This is a genomic window from Ureibacillus chungkukjangi (genome assembly GCF_003217295.1).
GTDB classification, from domain to species: Bacteria; Bacillota; Bacilli; order Bacillales_A; family Planococcaceae; genus Ureibacillus; species Ureibacillus chungkukjangi.
On sequence record NZ_QJTJ01000015.1, the window covers coordinates 1 to 24,499 of the forward strand.

General features: G+C 38.9%; 22 protein-coding genes and 1 riboswitch. Of the genes, 13 read left to right on the forward strand and 9 right to left on the reverse strand.

Annotated elements, in window-relative coordinates; genetic code table 11:
- Positions 1–97: 97 nt before the first annotated feature.
- From BJ095_RS11500 to BJ095_RS11525, 6 genes are all read right to left on the reverse strand, one after another.
- Entirely contained in the window at positions 98–1,144 is a 1,047-nt protein-coding gene (locus BJ095_RS11500) for an alpha/beta hydrolase (protein WP_107935305.1), read from the reverse strand.
- A gap of 591 nt (positions 1,145–1,735) precedes the next feature.
- Positions 1,736–2,503: a 3-hydroxybutyrate dehydrogenase gene (locus BJ095_RS11505; RefSeq protein ID WP_107935306.1), complete on the reverse strand. Its 768-nt coding sequence runs from the start codon at positions 2,501–2,503 to the stop codon at positions 1,736–1,738.
- A gap of 54 nt (positions 2,504–2,557) precedes the next feature.
- Positions 2,558–3,895, reverse strand: coding sequence for a GntP family permease (locus BJ095_RS11510; RefSeq protein ID WP_107935307.1), 1,338 nt, complete (start codon positions 3,893–3,895; stop codon positions 2,558–2,560).
- 84 nt (positions 3,896–3,979) lie between these two features.
- On the reverse strand, positions 3,980–4,639 hold the full coding sequence (locus tag BJ095_RS11515; RefSeq protein WP_107935308.1) for a 3-oxoacid CoA-transferase subunit B: 660 nt from the start codon (positions 4,637–4,639) through the stop codon (positions 3,980–3,982).
- Positions 4,640–4,652: 13 nt separating this feature from the next.
- Entirely contained in the window at positions 4,653–5,345 is a 693-nt protein-coding gene (locus tag BJ095_RS11520) for a CoA transferase subunit A (protein ID WP_107935309.1), read from the reverse strand.
- A 244-nt stretch (positions 5,346–5,589) separates the two neighbouring features.
- Positions 5,590–6,930 carry a sigma-54 interaction domain-containing protein gene (locus BJ095_RS11525; RefSeq protein ID WP_107935310.1) on the reverse strand — a complete coding sequence of 447 codons (1,341 nt, stop codon included), beginning with the start codon at positions 6,928–6,930 and terminating at the stop codon, positions 5,590–5,592.
- A gap of 307 nt (positions 6,931–7,237) precedes the next feature.
- Here BJ095_RS11525 and BJ095_RS11530 point away from each other — a divergent pair, with 307 nt between their 5' ends.
- Positions 7,238–7,513: a YqkE family protein gene (locus BJ095_RS11530; RefSeq protein WP_107935311.1), complete on the forward strand. Its 276-nt coding sequence runs from the start codon at positions 7,238–7,240 to the stop codon at positions 7,511–7,513.
- 50 nt (positions 7,514–7,563) lie between these two features.
- Here BJ095_RS11530 and BJ095_RS11535 read toward each other — a convergent pair whose 3' ends face one another.
- The 3 genes from BJ095_RS11535 to BJ095_RS11545 form a co-directional block, all read right to left on the reverse strand.
- Positions 7,564–8,907 carry an amino acid permease gene (locus BJ095_RS11535; RefSeq protein WP_107935312.1) on the reverse strand — a complete coding sequence of 448 codons (1,344 nt, stop codon included), beginning with the start codon at positions 8,905–8,907 and terminating at the stop codon, positions 7,564–7,566.
- 281 nt (positions 8,908–9,188) lie between these two features.
- Positions 9,189–9,268: riboswitch (glycine riboswitch) on the reverse strand.
- Positions 9,269–9,490: 222 nt separating this feature from the next.
- Positions 9,491–9,997: a VanZ family protein gene (locus tag BJ095_RS11540; RefSeq protein ID WP_107935313.1), complete on the reverse strand. Its 507-nt coding sequence runs from the start codon at positions 9,995–9,997 to the stop codon at positions 9,491–9,493.
- A complete protein-coding gene (locus BJ095_RS11545; RefSeq protein ID WP_107935314.1) occupies positions 9,994–10,893 on the reverse strand; it encodes an aldo/keto reductase in 900 nt (299 codons plus the stop codon). Before BJ095_RS11545 ends, BJ095_RS11540 begins: the two co-directional genes overlap by 4 nt.
- An 82-nt stretch (positions 10,894–10,975) precedes the next feature.
- On the opposite strand from BJ095_RS11545, the gene BJ095_RS11550 reads away from it, so the two are divergent.
- The 12 genes from BJ095_RS11550 (at position 10,976) to lysA (ending at position 24,415) form a co-directional block, all read left to right on the forward strand.
- Entirely contained in the window at positions 10,976–11,515 is a 540-nt protein-coding gene (locus BJ095_RS11550) for an NUDIX domain-containing protein (RefSeq protein WP_107935315.1), read from the forward strand.
- Positions 11,516–11,664: 149 nt separating this feature from the next.
- On the forward strand, positions 11,665–12,183 hold the full coding sequence (locus BJ095_RS11555) for a hypothetical protein (protein WP_107935316.1): 519 nt from the start codon (positions 11,665–11,667) through the stop codon (positions 12,181–12,183).
- Positions 12,184–12,339: 156 nt separating this feature from the next.
- Positions 12,340–12,792: a ferric iron uptake transcriptional regulator gene (gene fur, locus BJ095_RS11560; RefSeq protein ID WP_107935317.1), complete on the forward strand. Its 453-nt coding sequence runs from the start codon at positions 12,340–12,342 to the stop codon at positions 12,790–12,792.
- A gap of 315 nt (positions 12,793–13,107) precedes the next feature.
- A complete protein-coding gene (xerD, locus tag BJ095_RS11565; protein WP_107935318.1) occupies positions 13,108–14,010 on the forward strand; it encodes a site-specific tyrosine recombinase XerD in 903 nt (300 codons plus the stop codon).
- A gap of 266 nt (positions 14,011–14,276) precedes the next feature.
- The gene (gene deoB / locus BJ095_RS11570) at positions 14,277–15,455 is read left to right on the forward strand and encodes a phosphopentomutase (protein ID WP_107935319.1); all 1,179 of its coding nucleotides are present in this window, start codon (positions 14,277–14,279) and stop codon (positions 15,453–15,455) included.
- A 13-nt stretch (positions 15,456–15,468) separates the two neighbouring features.
- Complete coding sequence (locus tag BJ095_RS11575; protein ID WP_107935320.1) at positions 15,469–16,773, forward strand: pyrimidine-nucleoside phosphorylase; 1,305 nt, start codon at positions 15,469–15,471, stop codon at positions 16,771–16,773.
- A 167-nt stretch (positions 16,774–16,940) separates the two neighbouring features.
- On the forward strand, positions 16,941–18,674 hold the full coding sequence (locus BJ095_RS11580) for a SulP family inorganic anion transporter (RefSeq protein WP_107935321.1): 1,734 nt from the start codon (positions 16,941–16,943) through the stop codon (positions 18,672–18,674).
- Positions 18,675–19,819: 1,145 nt separating this feature from the next.
- Complete coding sequence (spoIIAA, locus tag BJ095_RS11585; RefSeq protein WP_107935322.1) at positions 19,820–20,173, forward strand: anti-sigma F factor antagonist; 354 nt, start codon at positions 19,820–19,822, stop codon at positions 20,171–20,173.
- Positions 20,166–20,609: an anti-sigma F factor gene (gene spoIIAB, locus BJ095_RS11590; protein ID WP_107935323.1), complete on the forward strand. Its 444-nt coding sequence runs from the start codon at positions 20,166–20,168 to the stop codon at positions 20,607–20,609. Before spoIIAA ends, spoIIAB begins: the two co-directional genes overlap by 8 nt.
- A gap of 131 nt (positions 20,610–20,740) precedes the next feature.
- Entirely contained in the window at positions 20,741–21,532 is a 792-nt protein-coding gene (locus tag BJ095_RS11595) for a SigF/SigG family RNA polymerase sporulation sigma factor (protein WP_107935324.1), read from the forward strand.
- Complete coding sequence (locus BJ095_RS11600) at positions 21,529–22,992, forward strand: spore germination protein (RefSeq protein ID WP_107935325.1); 1,464 nt, start codon at positions 21,529–21,531, stop codon at positions 22,990–22,992. Before BJ095_RS11595 ends, BJ095_RS11600 begins: the two co-directional genes overlap by 4 nt.
- A 106-nt stretch (positions 22,993–23,098) precedes the next feature.
- On the forward strand, positions 23,099–24,415 hold the full coding sequence (lysA, locus tag BJ095_RS11605) for a diaminopimelate decarboxylase (protein ID WP_107935326.1): 1,317 nt from the start codon (positions 23,099–23,101) through the stop codon (positions 24,413–24,415).
- The last annotated feature ends 84 nt before the right edge of the window (positions 24,416–24,499 follow it).

Sequence of the window (24,499 nt, forward strand, 5' to 3'; positions counted from 1 at the left end):
ACTTTGCGTTATTCATCTTAATTGAACCGCCGTATACGGAACCGTACGTACGGTGGTGTGAGAGGTCGGGAGTTAATCACTCCCTCCTACTCGATTGTTAGGAGATTTCTTTTTCGTCGAGCGGCATCTTGTTTGTTTGCGGTTTGATTTCGTCCAGTGGAATTTCACTTGTTGCGGCGATTATTTCTTCTAGCGTTGTTTCAACCGTTTCGCTTGGTTTTTTCATAACATAGGTTTCTAAAAATTGTCGAACAGTTTTTTCGTATTCGCCAGGGTTTTCGTTGAAGGATTCGGCATGACCGCCTTTTTCGAAGAGCTTGATCATTTTCGGGCCTTCTTTTTCTTCGTACATTTCTTCTGTCATGTAAGGTAGAATGAAATCGTCTCCCATGCTATGAACGAAGAGTACAGGGGAGGTGATGTTCTTGATTGCTTCCTTTGGTGTGACGCTTTTGAATGTGTAGCCATCACGCAAGCGAAGGAAGAGGTTGGCTAGGTGAATTGGAATTTTGGTTCGCAGATAGGTTGTTTTCATCAGGATTTGTGAGATGAGCTCTGAGAAATTGGAGAATCCGCAGTCTGCGATGTAAAAGTCTGCGCCATCTTCTATGAGTCCTGCGTAAAGGATCATACTTGCTGCACCCATTGATTCGCCTTGGATACCGATGATTGCACCTTCGCCAATGATAGATTTTACGGTTTGTACGACAGCTGCGACATCAAATTTTTCGTAGTAGCCATAGCTTGTCGTTTTTCCACCGGAGTCTCCGTGTCGTCTATGATCGAAAACAAAGGTGTTATAGCCAAGTCTTTCGAACATTCTTGCGTATTTGACCATACTGATTTTGTTCTCGGTAACACCGTGACAGATGATGATTGTATTTTTTGTTTCTAGTGGTTTTAGAAAGATTCCTTTTATCGGATAGCCGTTGGGAGAGTCAATGCTCAGTTCTTCCTTTGGGCATTTGTTAAACCATTTTTCGTCAAAACGTTGTGCTTTTAATTCACGATCATAGACAAAATCAACGTCTTTCTTTTTAATGTACATAAGTTGATTGGTCACAACATATCCGAAGATTGCAGCGCCTGTAGAAAGTATGGATGTAATAATACTTGAAGCCCATAAAAATTTTTTTCGTTTCATAAAAACACCTCGATTCATTTATAGTATTTAACATAATTGTGACACTATTCGCCAATATGTTAATTGTAACACTATCGTTTAAATTTTTAGTGTAATACGTATGAAGATAACCTGAGTTGATTGTTATTATGGGAAAAAACATAGAACTTCTAGGAGTTTATAAATGGAGTTTTAAGGGATATCTATTAGCTAAGGTATATTGGTATGCAGAAATAGAAACTTTTAGATAAAGAAAGGGAAAGTGTGCGTTTATTATATAATATTTTCGCTTTTTCTATTTTGTTCATTTATTGGATATTATTTTACAAAAAAAATAAAGTGTTGTTTATAAAATTTGGTTAAATTGAATTAATCGGAAATTTATGTGGAGTTGATGATTGACCTAGATTGCATTTGTGATATGAAATCATTTCAGGGGGGATAGAAAAGGGGATTTCACTTATATAAGTGTATCCGGGGAGAAAGCAGGTAGAAGCTTTAAAATATGTAGTTTTTTCTAGTAGCTGTATTTTTAAAGAAGTAACGTTAATTTCACTTTTTTAAAAAATAGTGCCTTCATAAGCGAGGGCACTATTTTTGAATAGTATTATATTACTGAATTGTATATCCGCCATCTAATACGATTGCTTGACCTGTCATACCTTTTGATGCGGGACTTGCGATAAATAGGGCAAGGTCTGCAACCTCTGAGACATCAAGTAGACGTTTTTGTGGCACGAGTGGGTAAATAACTTCCTCAAGTACTTTTTCCAATGGTACGTTGCGCGTCGTGGATAAATCTTGTAGTTGGTTGCGCACGAGCGGTGTGTCCACATAACCAGGGCAAATGGCGTTAACAGTGATACCATCAGTTGCAGATTCGAGTGCGGCTACTTTTGTTAAACCTATAACACCATGTTTAGCTGAGTTGTAGGCAGCTTTGCCAGCGAAACCGATTAAGCCATTAATGGATGCCATGTTAATAATGCGTCCAAATTTTTGTTTGCGCATCACGGGTAATGCGTGTTTGATTGCTATAAATGGTGCTGTTAACATGATTTTAATTAGTAACTCGAAGCGATCAGTAGGAAAGTCTTCTATCATCGCAACGTGCTGCATGCCTGCATTGTTGATGAGAATATCAAGATGACCGAACTTGTCAATTGTAGCTTGAATCACACCTTGTATTTCATCTTCATAAGTGACATCACACTTTAGTCCAATTGCATTTTCACCAAGTGACTGTGCGGATTCAATTACTTTTTCTTCATTTATATCCGCTAGTACTAATTTTGCACCATTGGCATAAAAACCTTTCGCGAGTTCGAAGCCAATTCCTTGTGCTGAACCTGTTATGAGTACCACTTTATCTTGCACCATTTTCAAAACCTCCTAAATGAGGAGCTGCAAAGTTAAAGGCAACTCCCTCAAGCTTTAAATACCTAAACCTAAAGAGAATAAAATAATTGCGATAATAACACCGATGACTGGTGTTGCAACGGTTGTAGCTGCTACAGCCCAATAAGCATCTTTATGCTTTTCACCACAGACTGATTGAATCGTTGTTACAACATAGCCATTATGTGGTAAAGAGTCGAGTGCGCCAGAAGAAATTGCTACTACTCGGTGGAGAGCTTCTTGGTTAACTCCTGCATCAACATAGCCAGGAGCTAGTAATGGCAGGGCGATTAATTGACCTCCAGATGCAGAACCAGTCATCCCGGCTATCACTGAAACAGCCACAGCTGCACCAATTAATGGTGAACCAGGAATATTTGCCATTGCCTCAACAGCAACATTAAAAGCAGGTACAGCTTTTGCTACACCACCAAACCCTACAACGGCAGCAGTATTTCCGATTGCGATTATTGCACCGATTGTACCTTCAGAGATAGCACCCCAAGCGTCTTTGAAGTATTTCCAGCTAACGATAAACGTTGCAATAATACCACCTAGTAAGGCTAAAATTAATGCAGATTGTTTAAGTGAATCATGGAAAATAAAAGCAATAACCAATACGACCGCTAATGGAATGAACGCCAACAACGGATTTGGCAATGGACGTTCTGTATCAAATGTTGGGTCTGTATCACGAGATACAAAACGCTCACCTTTATTTACTGCTTTGCTAATTAAACGTTTTAACCACCAATAGCCGAATACAGCCATGAAAATTGCAATGATTATACTAACTTCCCACCCGGCATAAGGAGTTGTTTCTAAATAATCCATCGGAATCCAGTTTTGAATTTCTGGTGAACCAGCAGAAGTCATTGTAAAAGTAACCGAACCTAAGGCTAAAGTTGCTGGAATGAAACGCCTTGGCAAATCTGCTTGCTTGAATAATGAAATTGCCATTGGATATACGGCAAAGGCTACGACAAAAAGGGAAACGCCTCCATAGGTTAAAATTGCACATGCAATGACAATCGCTAATGTTGCGTATTTCATCCCTAATTTTTCAACAACAAACTTAGCAACGGCATCGGCAGCCCCGCTATTTTCCATTACCTTGCCGAATACTGCACCGAGTAAGAACATTAAATACCAGGACATGATGAATCCAGTAAAGCCTGTCATATAGTTTGAGACAAAATTTGCAGCTCCTTCTTCAGCAAGCTGTGGAAATAACGGCATGCCTGAAAATACCGCGACAAATAGGGCAGATAAAGGTCCGACAATAATAATATTCATCCCTTTAAGTGTTAACCAAATAAGTAATATAAGACCACCAATCAGACCAATCATACTAAATACAACATTTCCATCCATCCCTAAATACCCCCTTTAATTTCATTCAGCAAACACTCCCCAATTATTTAAGTTGCTAGTGAATGTAAATTTCCTATTGATTGTTTAAATTGAGACATTCTGCTGTACATTCTCTATGAACAAATGACCCTCTGTTGACTGGACAACTTCTTCAATCGTAAATCCTTCAAACACCTCCTTTAACTCTAAGCCCCTTGGTGTTACTTCAATAAATGCTCTTTCTGTAATAATTTGATGTACCACACCCTTTCCAGTTAAAGGTAATGAACATGCTTTTCTTATTTTGGGAGAACCATCTTTAGAAGTGTGCTCCATGATGACAATGATTTTTTTTGCTCCGTGGACTAAATCCATCGCACCACCCATACCCTTGATCATTTTTCCTGGAATCATCCAGTTCGATAAATCTCCAATTTCAGAGACTTCCATGCCACCTAAAATGGCAACATCGATATGTCCGCCACGTATCATCGCAAAGCTTTCTGCACTTGAGAAAAATGAAGAGCCTGGAATCGTTGATACTGTTTCTTTCCCAGCGTTAATTAAATCGGGATCGACCTCAAGTGGAGTAGGGTAAGGTCCTATGCCAAGTAAACCGTTTTCGGATTGTAATATGACAGTTTTATTTGGTGATATATGATTCGCTACCAAAGTAGGCATTCCAATCCCGAGATTGACGTAATTACCGTCTTGAATTTCTTTTTCAGCCCGAATGGCAATCCGGTCTCTTATCGATAATGACATGTCTAATCCTCCTCTAAACTTGACGTATTGTTAATCGTTCAATTCGTTTTTCTTGCTGTGCTTGTAGTAGTCCCTGTACGTAAATGCTTGGTGTTTGTACTTCGCCTGGTTCAATAGTGCCGACTTCAACGATTTCTTCAACTTCAGCAATTGTAAATTTACCAGCTGCTGCCATCATCGGATTAAAGTTTTGGGCTGTCTTGTTGTAGATTAAATTACCGAAATAATCTGCTTTAACAGCACGGATAATTGCGAAATCTGCAACTAATGCTGTTTCTAAAACGTATTCTTTGTCATTGAAAATACGTGTTTCTTTTCCTTCAGCTACGACTGTACCTACGCCTGCTGGAGTATAAAAGGCTGGAATACCTGCGCCACCAGCACGAATTCGTTCTGCAAGTGTTCCTTGTGGTGTTAATTCAACTTCAATTTCACCTGCAAGCACCTGACGCTCAAATTCCTTGTTTTCTCCTACATAGGAGCCTATCATTTTTTTAATCTGTTTATTTTTTAATAGTAACCCTAGCCCCCAATCATCGACGCCGCAGTTATTCGAAATAATGGTTAAATCTTTAACTCCTTTTTTGACAAGTGCAAGAATCAATTGCTCTGGAATCCCGACTAAGCCGAATCCGCCTACCATTATAGTAGATCCATCTTGAATCCTCTTTACTGCTTCTTCTGCAGTAGCGAATAGTTGTTTCATCACACACAACCTCCTTCTAAAATTCTAAGCTTACAAAAAAATAAGTATGAAAGCGCTATAATTTGTATTAAAGCAGAATATTTTTGCATGCGCAATGGGGATGTGTCAAAGTTGTGACAGCCAAGGTGGGAATGGTTTTCCGGAAAAATGGAATTTTCGAAATGAGTTAAGTGGAAAAGGTGGTAGTTAATGGGGTGAAAAAATCCGAAATTCTGGACAAATGTCCAACGTTTCGGATTTTAGGTCATAAGTTGTGTTTTTTAATTTTTTCATAAAGAGTAGAACGACTAATACCTAGCTTTTGGGCAATCTTCATTTTGTCCTTTTCTTGCTCTAAGTGATCGTGTAAAATTTGTCTTTCAACTTGAAAAAGTATCTCCTCTAACGTGCCATTGCTCTTTGAGAATGTTGGCTTTTGACGGCGAATATGTAACGGAAGGACATCCACGGTAATCTGATGGCCTTCAGCTAAGTGTATAATAGCTTGCAACACATTCTGCAGTTCTCTGACATTACCTGGCCAGTTATATTGTTGTAAATTCCACAAAGCTTTACGGTCGATTTTAATACCACGCCGACCTGCCTCAACGCTATATTTACTCAAAAATGTCTGTATCAGCTCAGGTAAATCTTCAATACGTTCGCGGAGAGGGGGTATTTGTAATGTAATAGATTGAATTTTATAGAATAAATCTTCGCGAAAGAGTTTATTTTTCACCATTTCTGCTAGAGAAACGTTCGAGCTCAATATAAATCGTACATCAACTGAAATTTCTTCATCAGTCCCAAAGGGTTGTACTTTTTGATCTTGTAATACTTTCAATAATTTTGCCTGTAATGTAATGGGTAACTCGTTAATTTCCTGTATGAAAAGTGTACCACCTTCTGCACGTTGAATGCGTCCTTTTTTAACCACCTGATTACGCGACCATTTCCCAAATATCTCTTCTTCGAGTAATTCTTTTGGAATGGTTGAACAATTCAATTTGACAAAATACTTGTCTGCTCGATTCGATAAACCATGGATACTTTGGGCAAACATTTCTTTTCCTGTTCCCATTTCACCTTCTATTAACACAGGCAATTTAGTTGGAGCAATGGTTGTTATTGATTCTTTGATTTTCCTAATCGATTGAGAAATGCCTTTAATATCAGCAAAGTTGTAAAAGGATTCACGGTATTGGTTCATATTTGTCTCGATTTGATCCATCGTTTTACGTACATGTGAGCTTAGTTTTTTCCAATCATTCATGTCACGGAAGATTACACTCCCAAATGCACCAATAATTTCACCATCTATGACAATCGGCACACGGTTTGCGAGCATATAAGTGCCTTTAATGTAGTGTGGTGCGGCAATTTCTGCAGTACCTCGCTCCATTACAAGATGCATTTCACTATTTTCAATGACATCTGCAACATGCTTGCCAATAGCTTCTTCACGGCATACTTCAAGGAAATTACAATATTCATCGTTTATATAAATGATTTTTGCATCTCGATCGACGACGACAAACCATTGAAAGGCTGTTTCTAAAATTTGTGAAGTAACGCCTGCCGAAAGAAATTTCAACCAATTTTCCATCTCTAAACCCTCAATTCTTGATTTTTAGTTGGCGAACTAATAGTTAAGACGTAAATATCTGGACTATGAATCTATTTTTCTATTTTACACATAAAAAAGCTTATATTATAAGTTTTTATGAAAATAGATTGAAAAATAGTTGCTTGGATTGACTATTAGTTAAATACTAGATTTCTAAAATTGGGAGTGTTGTGAAATGTCATGAAAAGGAGTAAGAAATGAGATTTCTCATTACTGGAAAATCGTGTTTTCCAGTAAATCGTGTTAAAATAAAGTGGAATTTGGAAATTCAAGTAGGTGATTATAGATGGGGAAAAAGAGAAAGCAAGGTCAAAATCAGAGCCAGGGCGGTCAAAAACAAAATCAGGCTGTGAAAACTGATGAAGGTTTAACTTTACAGGACCAACTAAATGGCGATGTTCTAGCAAAGCTAAAAGCAGCGAAAAAAAGCTTAGTTGCCGAAGAACAGGCAAAGGAAGAGGAACGTCAAGCTAGACTTGTGTTCGAGCGTAAGCAAAGAGAGAAAAATATGAGCTTTGAAGAGCTATTAGATAAGTACGGCGATCAGGGCTCGAAGTTTTAAAGGAAAAGCAGCACTCATTTTATTTGAACGAATGAGTGCTGCTTCTTTTATTATTTCCTTTTTCGTATTGAGTACGTAATGATAAGAACGATAAACCACACTGGGGTTAGGAGTAGTGCTGTTCTAGTTTCTTCTGCAATAAACATGATTACAAGAACTGCAACAAATAACGTTAATACAGCATAGTTAATAAACGGTGTGAGTGGCGCCTTGAAAATCGAGTTTCTGTGTAAATCTGGGCGGATTTTTTTGTAGCGAATATGTGATATCAGAATAATGCTCCACACCCAGATGAAACAAATCGCACTGATTGTCGTTACGATGCTAAAAGCTGAGTCAGGAATCGCATAGCTTAAAAGGGCACCGATTGACACAACAATGGCAGATAGGAAAAGTGCATTTGACGGGACTGCGTTTTTATTTAATTTTCCTAATGGTTTTGCGGCTTGCTTATTATTGCTTAAGTTAAATAGAATGCGGCTAGTTGAGAATAAGCCACTGTTTCCGGCAGATGCGGCTGAAGTTAACACAACAAAGTTAATAAGGGCTGCAGCAATAGGAATTCCGACAAGTGCGAAAATCTGAACAAATGGGCTACTAGTGGCACTTAGCTCGGTCCATGGCTTGATACATAGGATGATAAAAATAGCCCCTACGTAAAACAGTAAGATTCTAATTGGGATTTTATTGATCGCAGATGGAATATTCTTTTTAGGATTTGCTGTTTCAGCTGCAGAAACACCGACTAATTCAACCCCAACAAAGGAGAACACAACCATTTGGAATGCAAATAAAAATCCGGTAAATCCGTTCGGGAAGAAGCCGCCATGCTCCCATAGATTGGTGACGGAAACGGTTCCTGTGTCAGTTTTGAAGCCGATAACTAATAGGATAATTCCGATTACGATAAGGGCAATGATTGTAATGACTTTAATCAATGAAAACCAAAACTCTAATTCGCCAAATAGCTTTACGGTTAGTAAATTCAAGCCTAGTAGGATGATTAAACAAATGATTGCTGGAACCCATTGCGGGATGTCGAACCAGTATCTTACATATAAGCCAACTGCAATGATGTCAGCCATGGCCGTCATTATCCAGCAAAACCAGTATGTCCACCCTGTAATATAGCCAGCCCATGGTCCAATGTATACTGCTGCAAAGTCGGTGAATGATTGATAGCCAGCATTTGAAAGCAGTAATTCTCCTAAGGCTCGCATGACAAAGAAGAGTGATATCCCGATGATTAAGTACACGAGAAGGATGGATGGGCCAGCCTTTTCAATTGCTTTCCCGGAGCCTAAAAATAGGCCAGTTCCGATTGTGCCACCGATTGCGATTAGCTGTACATGGCGGTTTTTTAAATCTCTTTTTAGTTCTTGCTGTTCTTCCATTTTTTTGCCCCCTATAAAGTGAGCGGTAATGCCTTTGGTTTCGAAGCATGCGAGTAGGGAAGCGAATATTAGATTTGTAGTTCATCGGAGAATTATCCGTCAGCTTTTGTGATATATCCGTTAAATCCCTAAACAAGCATCGAAATCATTTAAAACAATAGCTGAAAAATAAAAAATGAGATAGGAAAATAGTTCTCCCATCTCATGACATTAAAAAAATAACAAAAAGAAAATAGTAAAAAGCATTATTCTACAAATAAGAATAATCCTGTTTCTATGTTGTTACCTTTTCTGTCCTTTTGCCTGAGATTGTGAACCCTTCGGCGTCGCAAAATAATGCGATCTCTCCAGAAATTGCTCCTGCTATAGTCATCCCATAGCAATCACCGCTATTAAATTTGTCTCTACTGAACTCTATATATGAAACGTCCTAGTAGAGCGATCAGCAACCTGCTGATATGTGTCATTATATCAAAAAAGTAAAGACGGTCTAGTAGTTTAGCAAAAATAAGATTGTTAAGAAAAATGACAAAATAATGAGATTGAACAAAAAAGAGAACATAACATAGAAATGTTACATTCTCTAATCGCTCGCACTATTAGTTCTTAATGAGGGACTTTTTATTTTTTGATAGAGGACATATCCAATCTTAAAGACAATGAGAAACGTAATTGCCCCGGCAGTATCAAGGATTACATCGTCGAAAATACCTGTTCTTCCAGCGACAAAGGTTTGTCGGAATTCGTCAAGGGAAGCAACTATAAATGTAGACAGAAGCGCGCAAATTACTGAAAATTGCACTTTGAACTTGCGATACATTAAATAAAATAGAATGGCAATACAGCCATAGCCGACAAAATGCAGTCCTTTTCGAACTAGGAATTCGATGAAATAGTAATAGCCACGAGTTTCAACTGAAATGGTTTTCCCCCAATAAGTTACTTCAATCTTGCTCAATAGATTATAGAAAGGTTGGTTGCCTAACGTTTCCTGTAAGGTTGGTACGATTGTTTGCTGTTCGTAGGTCATACTCGATACACAAAATAATAAAATTAATACGGCAATAATTATGAAGAGATATTTTTTCATCGGTGCTCAGAATAAACTTCTTTCTTAGTAATTTGGTCAATTGGTGAAAAGTCTTTTATTGTTTGTGAATTTTCGTAGGCCTTCAGATTATCCAGGAATTGCTGCTTTGAGCTAGCTCCAATTACAGTTGATGCGATAGCTGGGTGGCTTAAATTGTAAGCGATGCTAAGTGCATGAATATCCTCGTAAGCATCCTGCAATTCTGTTAATGTCTTTTGTAATTCTTCCTTAGAGTAGGTTTGATAGCCATTTGAGTTTTCTAGTCGTTTTTGCCACTCATTTGTTAATAAACCCTTTGCAATGGAGCCTCGAGTCACAACCGATGCATACGTTTCTGAAATTTCGTCAAACCATTCTTCTGCGCGGCGATCTAAAATGCTATATTGCATCATATTGGATATACCATGGCTGCGTTCTAGGAAGGATCTAAACACGTTTGGACGAATAGAGGAGATGCCGTATTGTCTAATATAGCCTTCTTTTTTCAGCTGCTCAAAGGTTGAAATAATTTCATCCCAAGGGTCATCAATAGTTCCACCATGTAGTTGATAGACATCAATATAGTCCGTTTTCAGCCGCTTTAAGCTCATTTTCACGGCGTTTTCAATATGTGCAGGGGATGGATCCCAATGCCAGCCATCTTCGCCAGTATTCCAACGGTTTCCGACTTTCGTTGCAAGTACGATATCGTGACGGTGAGATTTTAAAAGCTCTCCAACAATTTCTTCGTTTATCCCTTTGTCGTAAAGGTCTGCAGTATCGAAATAGTTAACCCCTGATTCAAGGGCTGTTTCTACAATTGGTTTTGCGTCAGCTAATGAGGTTGGAAGGGACATGCAGCCTAAACTGATTTCTGAAATTTCAATATCACTGTTTCCAAGCGTTCTTTTTTTCATTACACAACCCTCTTTCCTTCAAAGAAATTCTTCACTAATGGTACAATGAAAACAATAAATACGACAAGCGAGGGCATTTGAAATGAAGAAATTTGAGGAAAAATCACTACATTCAACTCCAATCTATGCAGGTAAGGTTATTTCATTGAAGGTCGATGATGTTTTATTGCCAAATGGGAAGGAATCAAAAAGGGAGATTGTCACCCATCCGGGAGCAGTTGCAGTCATAGCGATTACAGCTGAAGGTAAACTCGTACTGGTGGAGCAATATCGTAAAGCCCTTGAGAGATCGATTATTGAGATTCCAGCTGGTAAGTTAGAGCCAGGGGAGGCCCCGGAGCATACAGCAAGACGAGAATTAGAGGAAGAAACAGGCTATGGCTGTCATAGTCTAACGTATTTACAAACCTTTGCAACGTCGCCTGGCTTTGCTGATGAAGTGATTCATTTGTTTGTTGCCCAAGATTTATATAAAATAGAGGCAAAAGCAGAGCTTGATGAGGATGAATTTGTGGAACTATTAGAAGTAACGGTAGAAGAAGCAGAGAAAATGGTGAAAGAGCAAGGAATTTTTGATGCAAAAACAGCTTTTGCTGCCCTTTGGATGAAAGCAAATCAGTAGAAGTAGTGATTTTTTGTAAATAAAAGACATAAAAGAAGTATAAAAGTTTGGTTAGAAAATATGATAGATTCCATTAAAAATCTAAACTATTTAAAGAGTAATAATGATAGAGAACGAGCATAAGCTGTAACAACGAAAGGAGAATGCTTATGTTTCGTTCGGTCTTATTTATCCAATACGCTATCATTCTAGCAATCAGCTTTGTCAGTGGTGTCATCTGTTTTCAAGTGTTTCCATTGGACAAGTCCATGAAATTAATAAGCTTTATTGATCCAAGAGTACTTGATATAACAGATATATCGATTTGGGGAACGATTGTACCGCTTATTGCCTGGATGGTGCTGGTGTTATTTTTTGCAACTCATCCCTATTTACATGTCCTAGCAAAATTAGTTGTTGGCGTAAAAATTACTTTCTTTGGATTTAGCTCGGTGTTTCTATTAACACAGCAGGAATCGCTGCTAGTGTATAGTATTTGGTGGTTTCCGTTTCAATTGATTTATTGCTTCCTGCTCTTTATGCTTTGCTCCGTTTACGCAGCTAAAAAAGTAGGCCCAAACAAGAAATATGTCTTTTCACAGAGACTATTTGTTACAGTTTTGATAACACTATCCGTCATTTGTGTAGGTGAAATTGTGTCAATCTCATATATTCTACCTAAACTTTGACAAGTCCTATAAACAAATTTTAGTAGATTCGTACCGAACTGGCGGTTAATAGTGCACGAAAATGCTCGTTTCGTTTGTTTGCATGAATAATTCATCCCTCTCTTGTAATAGCTTTTACTCATTTGTTATAATAGAATGAGTTTAGGAGGGCGTCGTATGGAAAGCCGTATTGATCGTATAAAAAAGCAATTGCATAGTGCTGGCTATAAACTGACGCCACAGCGTGAAGCGACAGTTGCAGTGCTATTAGAACATGAAGAAGACCATTTGAGTGCTGAGGATGTCTATTTATTAGTAAAAGACAAAGCACCAGAAATCGGGCTCGCAACAGTTTATCGAACTTTAGAATTATTAACTGAATTGAAAATTGTCGATAAAATTAATTTTGGCGATGGGGTATCCCGTTATGACCTTCGACAAGAAGGCGCAAAGCACTTCCATCATCACCTTGTCTGTATTGAATGTGGGGCAGTAGACGAAATTCAAGAAGATTTGCTTGAAGATGTTGAAGGCATTGTTGAAAAACGCTGGAACTTTATTATCAAGGACCACCGTTTAACATTCCATGGTATCTGCCACAGATGTCATGATAAACAAGAAGATCAATAATTAAAGGATGTACAATTCGTATTAAGCGCGAATGTACATCCTTTTAATTTTGTGCGGGGATGGGGGAGTTGTGTGTGTACCAGGTACACAAACAACTCAAGAACAATTCAGAATAGTCCGGGTGCCAGGTACACACACAACTCAAGAACAATTCAGAATAGTCTAGGGATCAGGTACACAAACAATTCAAGAACAATTCAGAATACACTAGGGACCGGGCACACATACAATTCTCATACAATTCACGGGCTATTGATTGCTTGTGGAGTTTTGGAAATATATCTATAGTTAGAGGTAGAAGGATAGGTGATTTTTATGCGGGATGCGAAGGAAGCAATTTTGGATTATTTACATTTTTTACAGGTGGAGCGACAGCTGTCAGCGAATACGTTATCGTCTTATCGCCGAGATCTTGAAGGCTATGTGGAGTATTTACATAAAGAAGTACAGCTATCAAATTTAAAGCAAATCGAACGGACACATATATTACTACGCCTTGAGGCATTAAGAACTCAAGGGATTTCGGCAAGAACGATTGCACGACATATTTCGTCTATTCGTTCTTTCCACCAATTTTTGCTGCGGGAAAAACTAACAGAAACGGATCCGACGATTCATTTGGAAATGCCGCAAATTGAACAGAAGCTGCCAAAGATATTATCAATAGAAGAAATTGATATGTTAATTGGAGCGCCAAATCGAAGTAAGCCACAGGGTGTTCGGGATGTAGCGATGCTGGAGCTGCTTTATGGGTCAGGAATGCGTATTAGCGAGCTTATTGGCTTAAATCTAGAGGATGTTCACCTAACAATGGGCTTCGTTCGTGTATTCGGGAAGGGTGGTAAAGAGCGAATTGTGCCTCTTGGGAAGAGTGCCATTTCTGCGATTGATGCCTATTTGCAAAATGCCCGCTCAAAATTACAGGGCAATTATCCAAAAACCGATGCATTTTTTATAAATCAACGAGGAAAACGTTTAACAAGACAGGGTTGTTGGAAATTATTAAAAGAGCATGCTACTAAAGCAGATATACAAAAAGAAATTACGCCTCATACATTACGTCATAGCTTTGCGACACATTTAATCGAGAATGGGGCGGATTTGCGAGCAGTACAGGAAATGCTTGGCCATGCAGATATTTCAACTACACAAATTTATACACATATTAGTAAATCAAGACTTTCAGAGGTTTATAAGCAATTTCATCCCAGAGCATAGGGTAGCCTAACTATTTTCCTCATCTGAATTGCAACTTTATCAAAAAGAAAGAAAAATATATTTGTAAGATGTCTGACCTTTGTTTAATATATAAGGTGTGGAAATTTCATTCAAGAAATGTAAAAGAAACCAAAGCTATCAGCAAAACGAAATTGTTGGTAGCTTTGTACAGTGAACACGTGTTGACCTGAACTTTAGGGGAATAATGTGTAGGCGTAAAACTGCTCATTTTCTTCGGAGTTGGTTGAAAGAGGAGGACATATATTATGAAACCGTATAAAAAAATACATGTTGTTGTAATGGACTCAGTTGGGATTGGCGAAGCCCCTGATGCTCAAAAATTTGGGGATGTGGGTGCTGATACTCTAGGACATATCGCTGAAGAAATGAAAGGGCTAACAATGCCAAATCTTGGGGATCTTGGCCTTTCAAATATTCGTGAAATTAAGGGTATTGAAAAAGTGACTGAGCCAAAAGCGTACTACGGTATGATGCAGGAAGCTTCTGTCGGGAAAGATACAATGACAGGACACTGGGAAATCATGGGCTTAAACATTGACAAACCGTTTAAAGTTTACCCAGAAGGATTCCCTGCTGAGCTTATTCAAAAATTAGAAGAAAAAACTGGACGTAAAGTAATCGGAAATATCCCTGCAAGTGGAACGGGTATTATTGATGAGCTAGGTCCAGAGCATATGGAAACAGGTGCAATTATCGTTTATACATCTGCTGACCCAGTACTACAAATTGCTGCTCATGAGGAAATCGTTCCTTTAGATGAGCTTTATAAAATCTGTGAGATTGCTCGTGAGCTAACACTTGACCCTGAATTTTTAGTTGGCCGTGTAATTGCTCGACCATTCGTTGGAACTCCAAGGAACTTCACACGTACTTCAAATCGTCATGACTATGCACTAAAACCATTTGAACGTACAACAATGAACGAATTACAGGATGCAAATCTTGATGTGATTGCTATCGGGAAAATTTCAGATATCTTCAACGGTGAAGGGGTAACTGAAAGTATCCGTACAAAGGATAACACAGACGGAATGGACAAATTTGCAGAAGTCGTTCGACGAGATTTCCATGGTATCAGCTTTTTAAATCTTGTTGATTTTGATGCTAACTTCGGACACCGTCGCGATCCAATTGGCTACGGGGAAGCACTAGAAGAGTTTGACCGTCGTTTACCTGAAGTGTTAACGGCTTTAAATGAAGAGGATCTTTTAATCATTACAGCAGACCATGGGAACGATCCGACTTTCCCTGGAACAGATCATACACGTGAATATGTGCCGTTAATTGTATATTCTCCAAGATTTGAAAAAGGTAGCGAGCTGCCATTACGTCAAACGTTTGCAGATATTGCAGCTACAATTGCTGAAAACTTTAAAGTCGAAGCACCTCAATTTGGCACAAGTTTCTTATCAAATTTAAAGTAGGGGGCACATTCACATGAGAATGGTCGATATTATTGAGAAAAAACGAAATGGTGAAGAGTTAACAACTGAAGAGATTCGTTTCTTCATTCAAGGCTATACAGAAGGTTCAATTCCTGATTATCAAGTAAGTAGCTTAATGATGGCTATTTATTTCCAGGATATGAATGATCGTGAAAGAGCTGATTTAACTATGGCTATGGTTGAATCAGGAGATCAAATCGATTTATCTGGTATCGAAGGAATTAAAGTAGATAAGCACTCGACAGGCGGTGTAGGTGATACAACTACACTTTCTTTAGCAGCAATGGTTGCAGCTTGTGGTGTTCCAGTTGCGAAAATGAGCGGGCGTGGCCTTGGTCATACAGGTGGAACAATCGATAAATTAGAAGCAATTCAAGGCTTCCATGTAGAACTAACAACTGACCAATTTATGAAGCAGGTTAATGACATCGGAACAGCTGTTATTGGTCAAAGTGGAAACCTAACTCCAGCCGACAAAAAGCTGTATGCTTTACGTGATGTAACTGGAACGGTCCCAAGTATTCCATTAATCGCAAGCTCGATTATGTCTAAGAAAATCGCTGCTGGTGCTGATGCAATCGTTCTTGATGTTAAAACTGGCGATGGTGCCTTCATGAAAACGTTTGAGGATGCACAAAGCCTTGCTGATGCAATGGTTCAAATCGGTAACAATGTTGGCCGTAATACAATGGCGATTATCTCTGATATGAGTCAGCCACTAGGCTTTGCAATCGGGAACGCTCTTGAGGTTCAAGAGGCAATTGATACGTTAAATGGTCAAGGTCCTGAGGATTTAATGGAGCTATGCTATACACTAGGCTCTCAAATGGTGGTTTTAGGTGGTAAAGCAGCAACGATTGAAGAGGCTCGTAAACAGCTTCAAGAAGTGATTGCAAACGGTCAGGCACTTGAAGTATTTAAGAAATTCATCGTGGCCCAGGGTGGAGACGCGTCCGTTGTAGATAACCCGTCTTTATTACCTAAAGCAAAATATCAAATTGAACTGCCTGCACTTGAATCTGGCTATATTGCTAAGATTGAAGCTGATGATGTTGGTGTGGCGGCGATGCTTTTAGGAGCTGGTCGTGCAACGAAGGAATCAACAATTGACTTATCTGTTGGACTTGTCCTTCAGAAAAAAGTTGGAGACAAAGTTGCAGAAGGCGAGTCTCTTGTAACAATTCACTCAAATTCTGAAGACATTTCAGAAGTAAAAGCAAAGCTATATCAACATATTTTAGTATCAAAAGAAAAAGTAGAAGCTCCAACATTAATTAAACAAGTCATTACTAATTAATCGGTAAATTCTATTCCTAATAAAGCTAGTAGCATAAAAATGTGCTGCTGGCTTTTTTTTGTGAAAATCTTTCATATCCATTAATCATTAATTATGTTAAAATAGGGGTCGTTCGTACTAATTTATTGTTAAATGTGTTCGGAAATTTTAATTGAAGAAGGGATAAAATGAGTAAGCTTGGAAATGGAAGATTTGAAGGGTATTCGCTTAACCATTTTAAAAAGGACTTATTATCCGGAACGATTGTCGGAATAGTGGCTGTTCCTCTAGCAATGTCTTTTGCAATTGCATCAGGAGTGAAACCCGAATACGGTATCTATACCGCAATAATCGCCGGAATTTTAATTTCTTTATTAGGTGGGTCAAAATACCAAATAGGTGGTCCGACTGGTGCGTTTGTACCGATTCTTTTAGGTATAGTTATTTCTTATGGGTACGAGAATTTGTTGCTTGCCGGATTAATGGCAGGAATCATGCTTGTTTTAATGGGACTGTTTAAATTAGGCGCCCTTATAAAATACATTCCCAGACCAGTAACAATCGGCTTTACTGCCGGAATCGCCGTGATTATTTTTACAGGTCAAATTGCTAATTTCCTAGGCTTGAGAGAAATTGAACAGCATGAAAGATTTATAGATAATATGAAAGAAATTGGCGGCCACCTCTATAGGATTAATGGCTATAGCATATTGGTTGCAGCGATTTGTTTTGTGGTTATGCTTGTGACACCGAAAGCACTGCCAAAGGTGCCAGGTGCATTAGTCGGTATCGTTGTTTCATCTGCTGTAACAGCTCTTTTCTTAAGCGGGCATGTTGCAACGATTGGCTCGACATATGGGGCCATACCAAATCAATTGCCGGAGTTTGGTATTCCAGAAATCACGTTAGATAAAATTATGATGCTACTGGGACCTGCATTTGTCATCGCCATGCTCGGAGGAATAGAATCTCTTCTGTCAGCAGTTGTTGCTGATGGTATGACAAATAGTAAGCATAATAGCAATAAAGAACTGATAGGGCAAGGGATTGCCAATATCGTCACACCACTTTTTGGGGGAATTCCTGCTACAGGTGCCATTGCAAGAACAGCAACGAATATTAAATCAGGTGCAGTCTCACCAATGTCCGGCATTATTCACGGTGTTTTTGTTTTGCTAACTTTACTCGTTTTAGCACCGTTTGCTGTACATATTCCACTTGCAGCATTGGCGCCGGTCTTGATGATAGTCGCTTGGAATATGAGCGAACGAAAGCATTTTGCTCATATCCTGAAAATGAAATCAGGAGATTCATTAGTATTAGCAACAACGTTTCTATTAACGGTTTTCACCAGTTTAACAGTGGCGGTTGCAGCTGGGCTAATACTGGCGATTGTTTTGTTTGCTAAACGAATGAGTGAAATGCTGGCTGTGTCGAAAGTGCTTCCAGATAGTGAAGGGAAAGTAAATCCTCATGTCGTAAGTTCTAGCCATGATTGTCCACAGGTGAGTATCTTCACAGTAGAAGGACCGCTATTCTTTGGAGCAGCACAAACATTTGAGCAATCGATTCTATCAACAATCCATGCAAAGCCCAAAGTCTTAATATTGCGATTAGGTAAAGTTCCTTTCCTCGATACGACAGGCGAGGAATACTTCCGAAATATTTTACAAGATTTCAAAGGTCGAGGCTGCAAGGTATTAGTTACAGGCGTCCAGCCTGGCTTAAAGAAAATATTGGATCAAAGCGGCCTAACCGAAGAAATAGGGAATGCAAATTTCTACTCTCACACAGGTGAAGCCATCAATCGTTCCATCAGCTGCCTAGATCGTGAGGCCTGTATCGGCTGTAAGCATTTTGCGTTCAGGGAATGTGCTGAGCTGAGTGGGGCTAAGATTGGTACTGGAATGAAAATAGGATAGAGTGCACCCCCTAGCTTGTGGATAAAACAAGCTAGGGGGTGCGCTTTTTTTATTGAGGGAATTCTTAAATTTGGTGAAAATAGATTGCGGGGAGGAATGAAAGACATTATGACACGAGATTGGGAGTGAAGCGGCGATCATGGTGGGAATGAACGCCACTTTAGTAAAAGTTCCGTTGAAAAATGTCTTTCATAAGAGTGATGACAGACAATTTAGAAGTAGCTACATTGAAAAGTGTCTTTCATAAGAGCGATGACAGACAATTTAGAAGGAGCTAAGGTGAAAAATGTCTTTCATAAGAGCGATGAAAGCCACTTTAGAAGGAGCTACATTGAAAAGTGTCTTTCATAAGAGGAATGAAAGCCACTTTCACAGGAGAGAACAAGAGAAGTGGCATTCATAACGCGAACCCGAACCCGAACCCGAACGCGAACCCGAACCCGAACCCGAACCCGAACCCGCGCCCGCACCCGCACCCGCACCCTTACAAATCCAGAAAATTTCTCGCGTACCCCTGAATATTTCCTCTAACTCCTGCCCACAATGGTATTTGTGTGAATTTTTATTCTACTATTAATAGATTCCTGTGATTTTCTACTGTAGAAAATTTGTGTCGCTACAGTGAATCACTCCTATATTCACTGCTTCAAATAACCGATAGAAAAATGGCTGTGACAAAAGTTGGTGTTGCAGCCATTTTTTACGTTTAAAATAAAACTTTTTTTACCATACTTAATTTTGGTAAAGCAATGCTTTTTTAAGTCATGAAAAGTTTAGCTTTCTTATTTGAATTGAAGCAGCTTTGGCTGATTGTGTAGAACAACCTACTCGATTTGCCCGGTTACTAATTTTTTAGCATATTGCAACACTTTGAACACCACTGAGAGCTTGCGAGAGAAACCTCCATTTGCATCTAAAGGAATGGACTAAACCAAGTAAGAACGTGAAGGATCTAAAAGTAAAATCAGCACTCGATTCCAAGGCGTTCTGGTGTGAAGGAATTTGGCCGAATATCTCCTGATTCTGCTTATTAATTTGTCGTATTTTCACTAGTTTCAGCGAAATTCTTCTAGTCTTGTCAGGAATAAAGGATATGACGAGAAAATGTGGAATAATGCTAACTAAAGAGGAGGCGAATTATCAAAATGAACTATGAAATTAATATGCACTTAAATGATATTGCAGTCATCAGGCTCTTTGGTGAACTGGATCACCACGAAACGGAAAAAATTCGCGCACACATATCGAAAACGATAATGCAAGGGAATTTGAGTACGATTATTTGGAATCTAGAAAGACTGAACTTTATGGATAGTTCAGGAATCGGTTTGATTTTAGGACGTATGCGAGAGTTAAGTGCTGTTAATGGACAAACCATTATCTTAAATCCGTCAAATACAATGAAAAAAATCTTTCAATTTTCAGGTTTAGCCTCTTTCATGATGGAGGATACAGAAGCAGATGCAATTTTACACGCAAGGGGGATTGTGAATGGATAACGAAATGACGCTTTCATTTGTAGCAGTTAGTGATAATGAAAGTCTGGCGAGAATGGCAATTACTAGTTTTGTTGCTCAACTTGACCCAACCATTGACGAGCTTTCAGAATTTAAAACAATCGTTTCAGAAGCTGTATCCAATGCAATTATTCATGGATATGACGAAGATGGTAAAGGAATCGTTACTGTTCATGCAGTGAGAGATGGAGATTTAGTATCTGTCGCTGTGAAGGATAACGGAAAAGGGATTTTTGATGTAAAAAAAGCAATGGAGCCTTTATTTACATCTAAGGCAGAAATGGAGCGTTCTGGAATGGGCTTTACGATTATGGAGAGCTTTGCAGACAATCTACAGGTGGAATCAGAGCCGAATGTCGGAACTGTGATTACCTTTTCAAAAAAATTTTATTCAGTAAAGATGCCTCAAATCTCATAGAGTAGCTTTTTATCTAAGCAGATAGTCGTCACTTAAATGGTTATAACAGCTTATTGGTTTTTGACAATTGGAAAGAAACTATCAATTTTATGTGGACGCAAATACGGTGGTATTTGATAGAAGTTAGGGGGATGAGGACAATCGAACAGCCGTCCAATAATGTTTTGTTGACACAAGAAGAAATGCGTGGGCTGATTGAAAAAGCGCAAACGGGTGATGTAGAAGCAAGAAAACAAATGATTGAAGGCAATACTCGGCTCGTTTGGTCGATTGTTCAACGTTTTGCTTCTCGTGGAGTAGAGCTTGAAGATTTGTTTCAAATTGGTTGTATCGGATTGATGAAATCTGTTGATAAATTTGATCTATCCTATGATGTGAAATTTTCAACCTATGCTGTTCCGATGATTATTGGAGAAATCCAACGCTTTTTAAGAGATGATGGCATGGTGAAGGTGAGCAGATCGATACGCGAGCTTAACTATAAAATTCGACATGCAACTGATGAATATTTAAAGACCAATGAAAAGCCACCTTCTATTTCTGAGCTTGCTGCTATGTTAGGGGTATCGCAGGATGAAGTGCTTGTAGCTACAGATGCAATGCGTGATCCAGCTTCCTTGCATGAACAGTTATTCGAGAGTGAAGGCGATTCCATAACGTTAATGGATCAAATGAAGGACGAAAAATCGGAGCTTCCTTTTCAATATATTCCATTAAAGGAAGTTCTGACTAAGCTGGACAAGCGAGAGCAGTCCATAATTTATTTACGGTATTACTTAGATTTAACTCAAACCGATATTGCAGAAAGGTTAGGGATATCTCAAGTTCAAGTTTCGCGGTTAGAAAAGAAGATTTTGGCGCAACTTAAATCTTGGATGGAAACCAATTCATCACGAACTACTAAAAAGACGGTGAGTAAATGAGTAATCAAGTTTTTTCATCAATTGATGAAGCAAAGGATTTTTTGTACAGCAAATTTGGAAAAGATGAATCCTTTGATGTATGTATTAAAGACCTTCATGTAAGGACTTTACCAGTACTTTGTGTTTATATTAGTGGGCTTGTGGATGGTGCTACACTTACGGTTCAGCTGACGCCTCTCTTCACTCATACGTATGAGCTTGAAAATCAGCATGATATTGAGAAAAAGGATGAGGCGCAGTACTTTGATGACCATTTTAATTTTTATGGGAAATCAGAGCCAAAGGATAAAGATGAATTTATCTTAGGTGTACTAAGTGGGCAGGTTGGCTTTATTACAGAGAATGGCTATGGCTATTTAATGGAGTTAAGAAGCTATCCTGGTCGCCAGCCAGATGAGCCAGACAACGAAAAAGTAATTCGAGGATCACGTGATGGCTTTGCAGAAAACATTATGTTAAATACTGCGTTAATTCGTCGTCGAATACGTGCTCCTCAATTACGTTTCGAGCTGCACAAAGTATCGACTCTTGGTCAGACAGATATTGCGATAACCTATATGAAGGATCTCGTGAATCCGAAGCATTTAGACTGGCTTCACAAGAGGCTGAAGGAAATAAAGCATGACGGGCTGACCATGGCGGATAAATCCTTGGAGGAATGGCTGTTCAAGCAGAAATTCCATCCTCTCCCATTTGTTCGTTACACAGAACGGCCGGATATTGTTGCGGCGCATTTACTTGAGGGGCATATTGCCATAGTTGTGGATACGTCACCTTCTGTAATGCTTATGCCGATTTCCATGTTCCATTTACTGCAGCATGCTGAAGAGTATCGCCAGGCGCCACTAATTGGGACGACCTTCCGATTTTTAAGATATTTTGCAGCATTTTTCAGTTTAACGTTGTTACCGATTTGGTATTTACTAGCCACCAATGAACAATATTTACCTGAGGCACTTGACTTTATAGGTGCAAAAGAGGAATCAGAAATCCCGTTATTTTTACAAATCATCATAGCCCATTTAGGCTTAGAATATTTGCGAATAGCAGCCATCCATACTCCGACGCCGCTATCGACCGCCATGGGGTTAGTAGCCGGGATTATTATTGGACAAATCGCAATTGACGTAGGATTATTCTCTCCGGAAGTTGTCCTCTACACTGCTGTTTCAGCGATTTTCTCATTCTCTATCCCAACCTTCGAGCTAAGTACTGCAGTGAAGTATTTCCAATTCTTCATCCTACTGGCGACAGTAGCAGCAGGTCCGAGCGGGTTCTTTTTAGCCGGATGGATTATTTTCTCCTACCTATGTGCACTTAAGCCTATGACTGTGCCGTATATGTGGCCACTTGTGCCATTCTTCCCTAAAGCATTTGCGCGTATATTTATTCGTTTCCCAATGGCAGATGATGCATTAAGACCGTATATTGTTGGATCAAAGCATCGAAAACGTGCATAAAGTGTCGTTGCGTTAAAATTCTACCTATGATAAAGTTCATCATAAGGAAAATAAGTGAAAATGAGGATATTCTCCTCATTTCGCTCGCAACGAAGGGAGAAGCGACATGCATTTATTTGGTACTCAAAAAGTAGATGAAAATGGTCACTTAACGATCGGTGGAGTGGATACAGTAACGCTTGCAAAAGAGTATGGCACTCCACTTTTCGTTTATGATTTACAGCTGATCAGAGACCGTGCACGTGGATTTATCGAAACATTTCAAAATTTAGGTGTGAAGGCAGAAGTAGCCTATGCATCAAAGGCTTTTTCATGTATAGCAATTTACCAGCTTGCTAAAGAAGAAAATCTATCACTAGACGTAGTTTCTGGAGGAGAGTTATATACAGCTATTCAAGCAGGTTTCCCATCTGAGAGAATACACTTCCATGGAAATAACAAGTCCTATTTTGAATTAGAACTAGCATTTGATTCAAATGTTGGATGTATCGTTGTTGATAATTTTTATGAAATAGAGAAGTTAAAAGAAATTTCAGAGGCTAAACAGCAGTCAATGAGAATTTTACTTCGTGTGACACCAGGTGTTGAAGCACATACACATGACTTTATAACAACAGGACAGGCAGATTCAAAATTCGGGTTTGATCTAAACAATGGTCAAGCTGACGAGGCATTTCTAAAAGTGAAGGATCATGAGTATCTAAATGTCCTAGGATTACATTGCCATATCGGTTCTCAAATTTTTGAAACTGATGGTTTTAGTCTAGCTGCCGAAAAATTAATGAAAAAAATCAGTGAATGGAAGCAAGAATTTGATTTCCATTGTACAGTATTAAATTTAGGTGGCGGATTCGGAATTCGATATACGGAAGAGGACAAGCCTCTTGAACCACAAGATTATGTAAAAGAGATGATTGAAACAGTACAAGCCTTTGCTGGTAAGTTAAACTTAACGATGCCGGAAATTTGGATTGAACCAGGACGTTCTCTTGTAGGGGATGCAGGGACATCTCTATATACAGTTGGTTCACAAAAAACTGTTCCGAATATACGCGAATACATAGCAGTGGATGGCGGCATGAGTGATAATATCCGTCCTGCACTTTATGATGCAAAATATGAGGCGGTTGTCGCTAATAAAGCAAATGAAGAAAAAACGAATACTTATACAGTTGCAGGAAAACTATGTGAATCTGGTGATAAATTAATTGTTGACGCCTTATTACAAAATACAGAGCCTGGTGATATTTTAGCTATCTTCTGTACGGGTGCATATGGGTATTCAATGGCTTCTAATTATAACCGAATCCCTAGACCAGCTGTTGTGTTTGTAGAAGAAGGTCAACATCAATTGGCTATTAATAGAGAAAGCTACGAAAATATCATTCAAAACGATCTCCCGCTATCTCTAAAAAGAGGGTGAGCTAGTTTATGAAGATATCAAAGTGGTGGCTTCTTGGAATCTTAATCGTCATTAGTATTATTTGGGCGTTGATTTATATTTTTC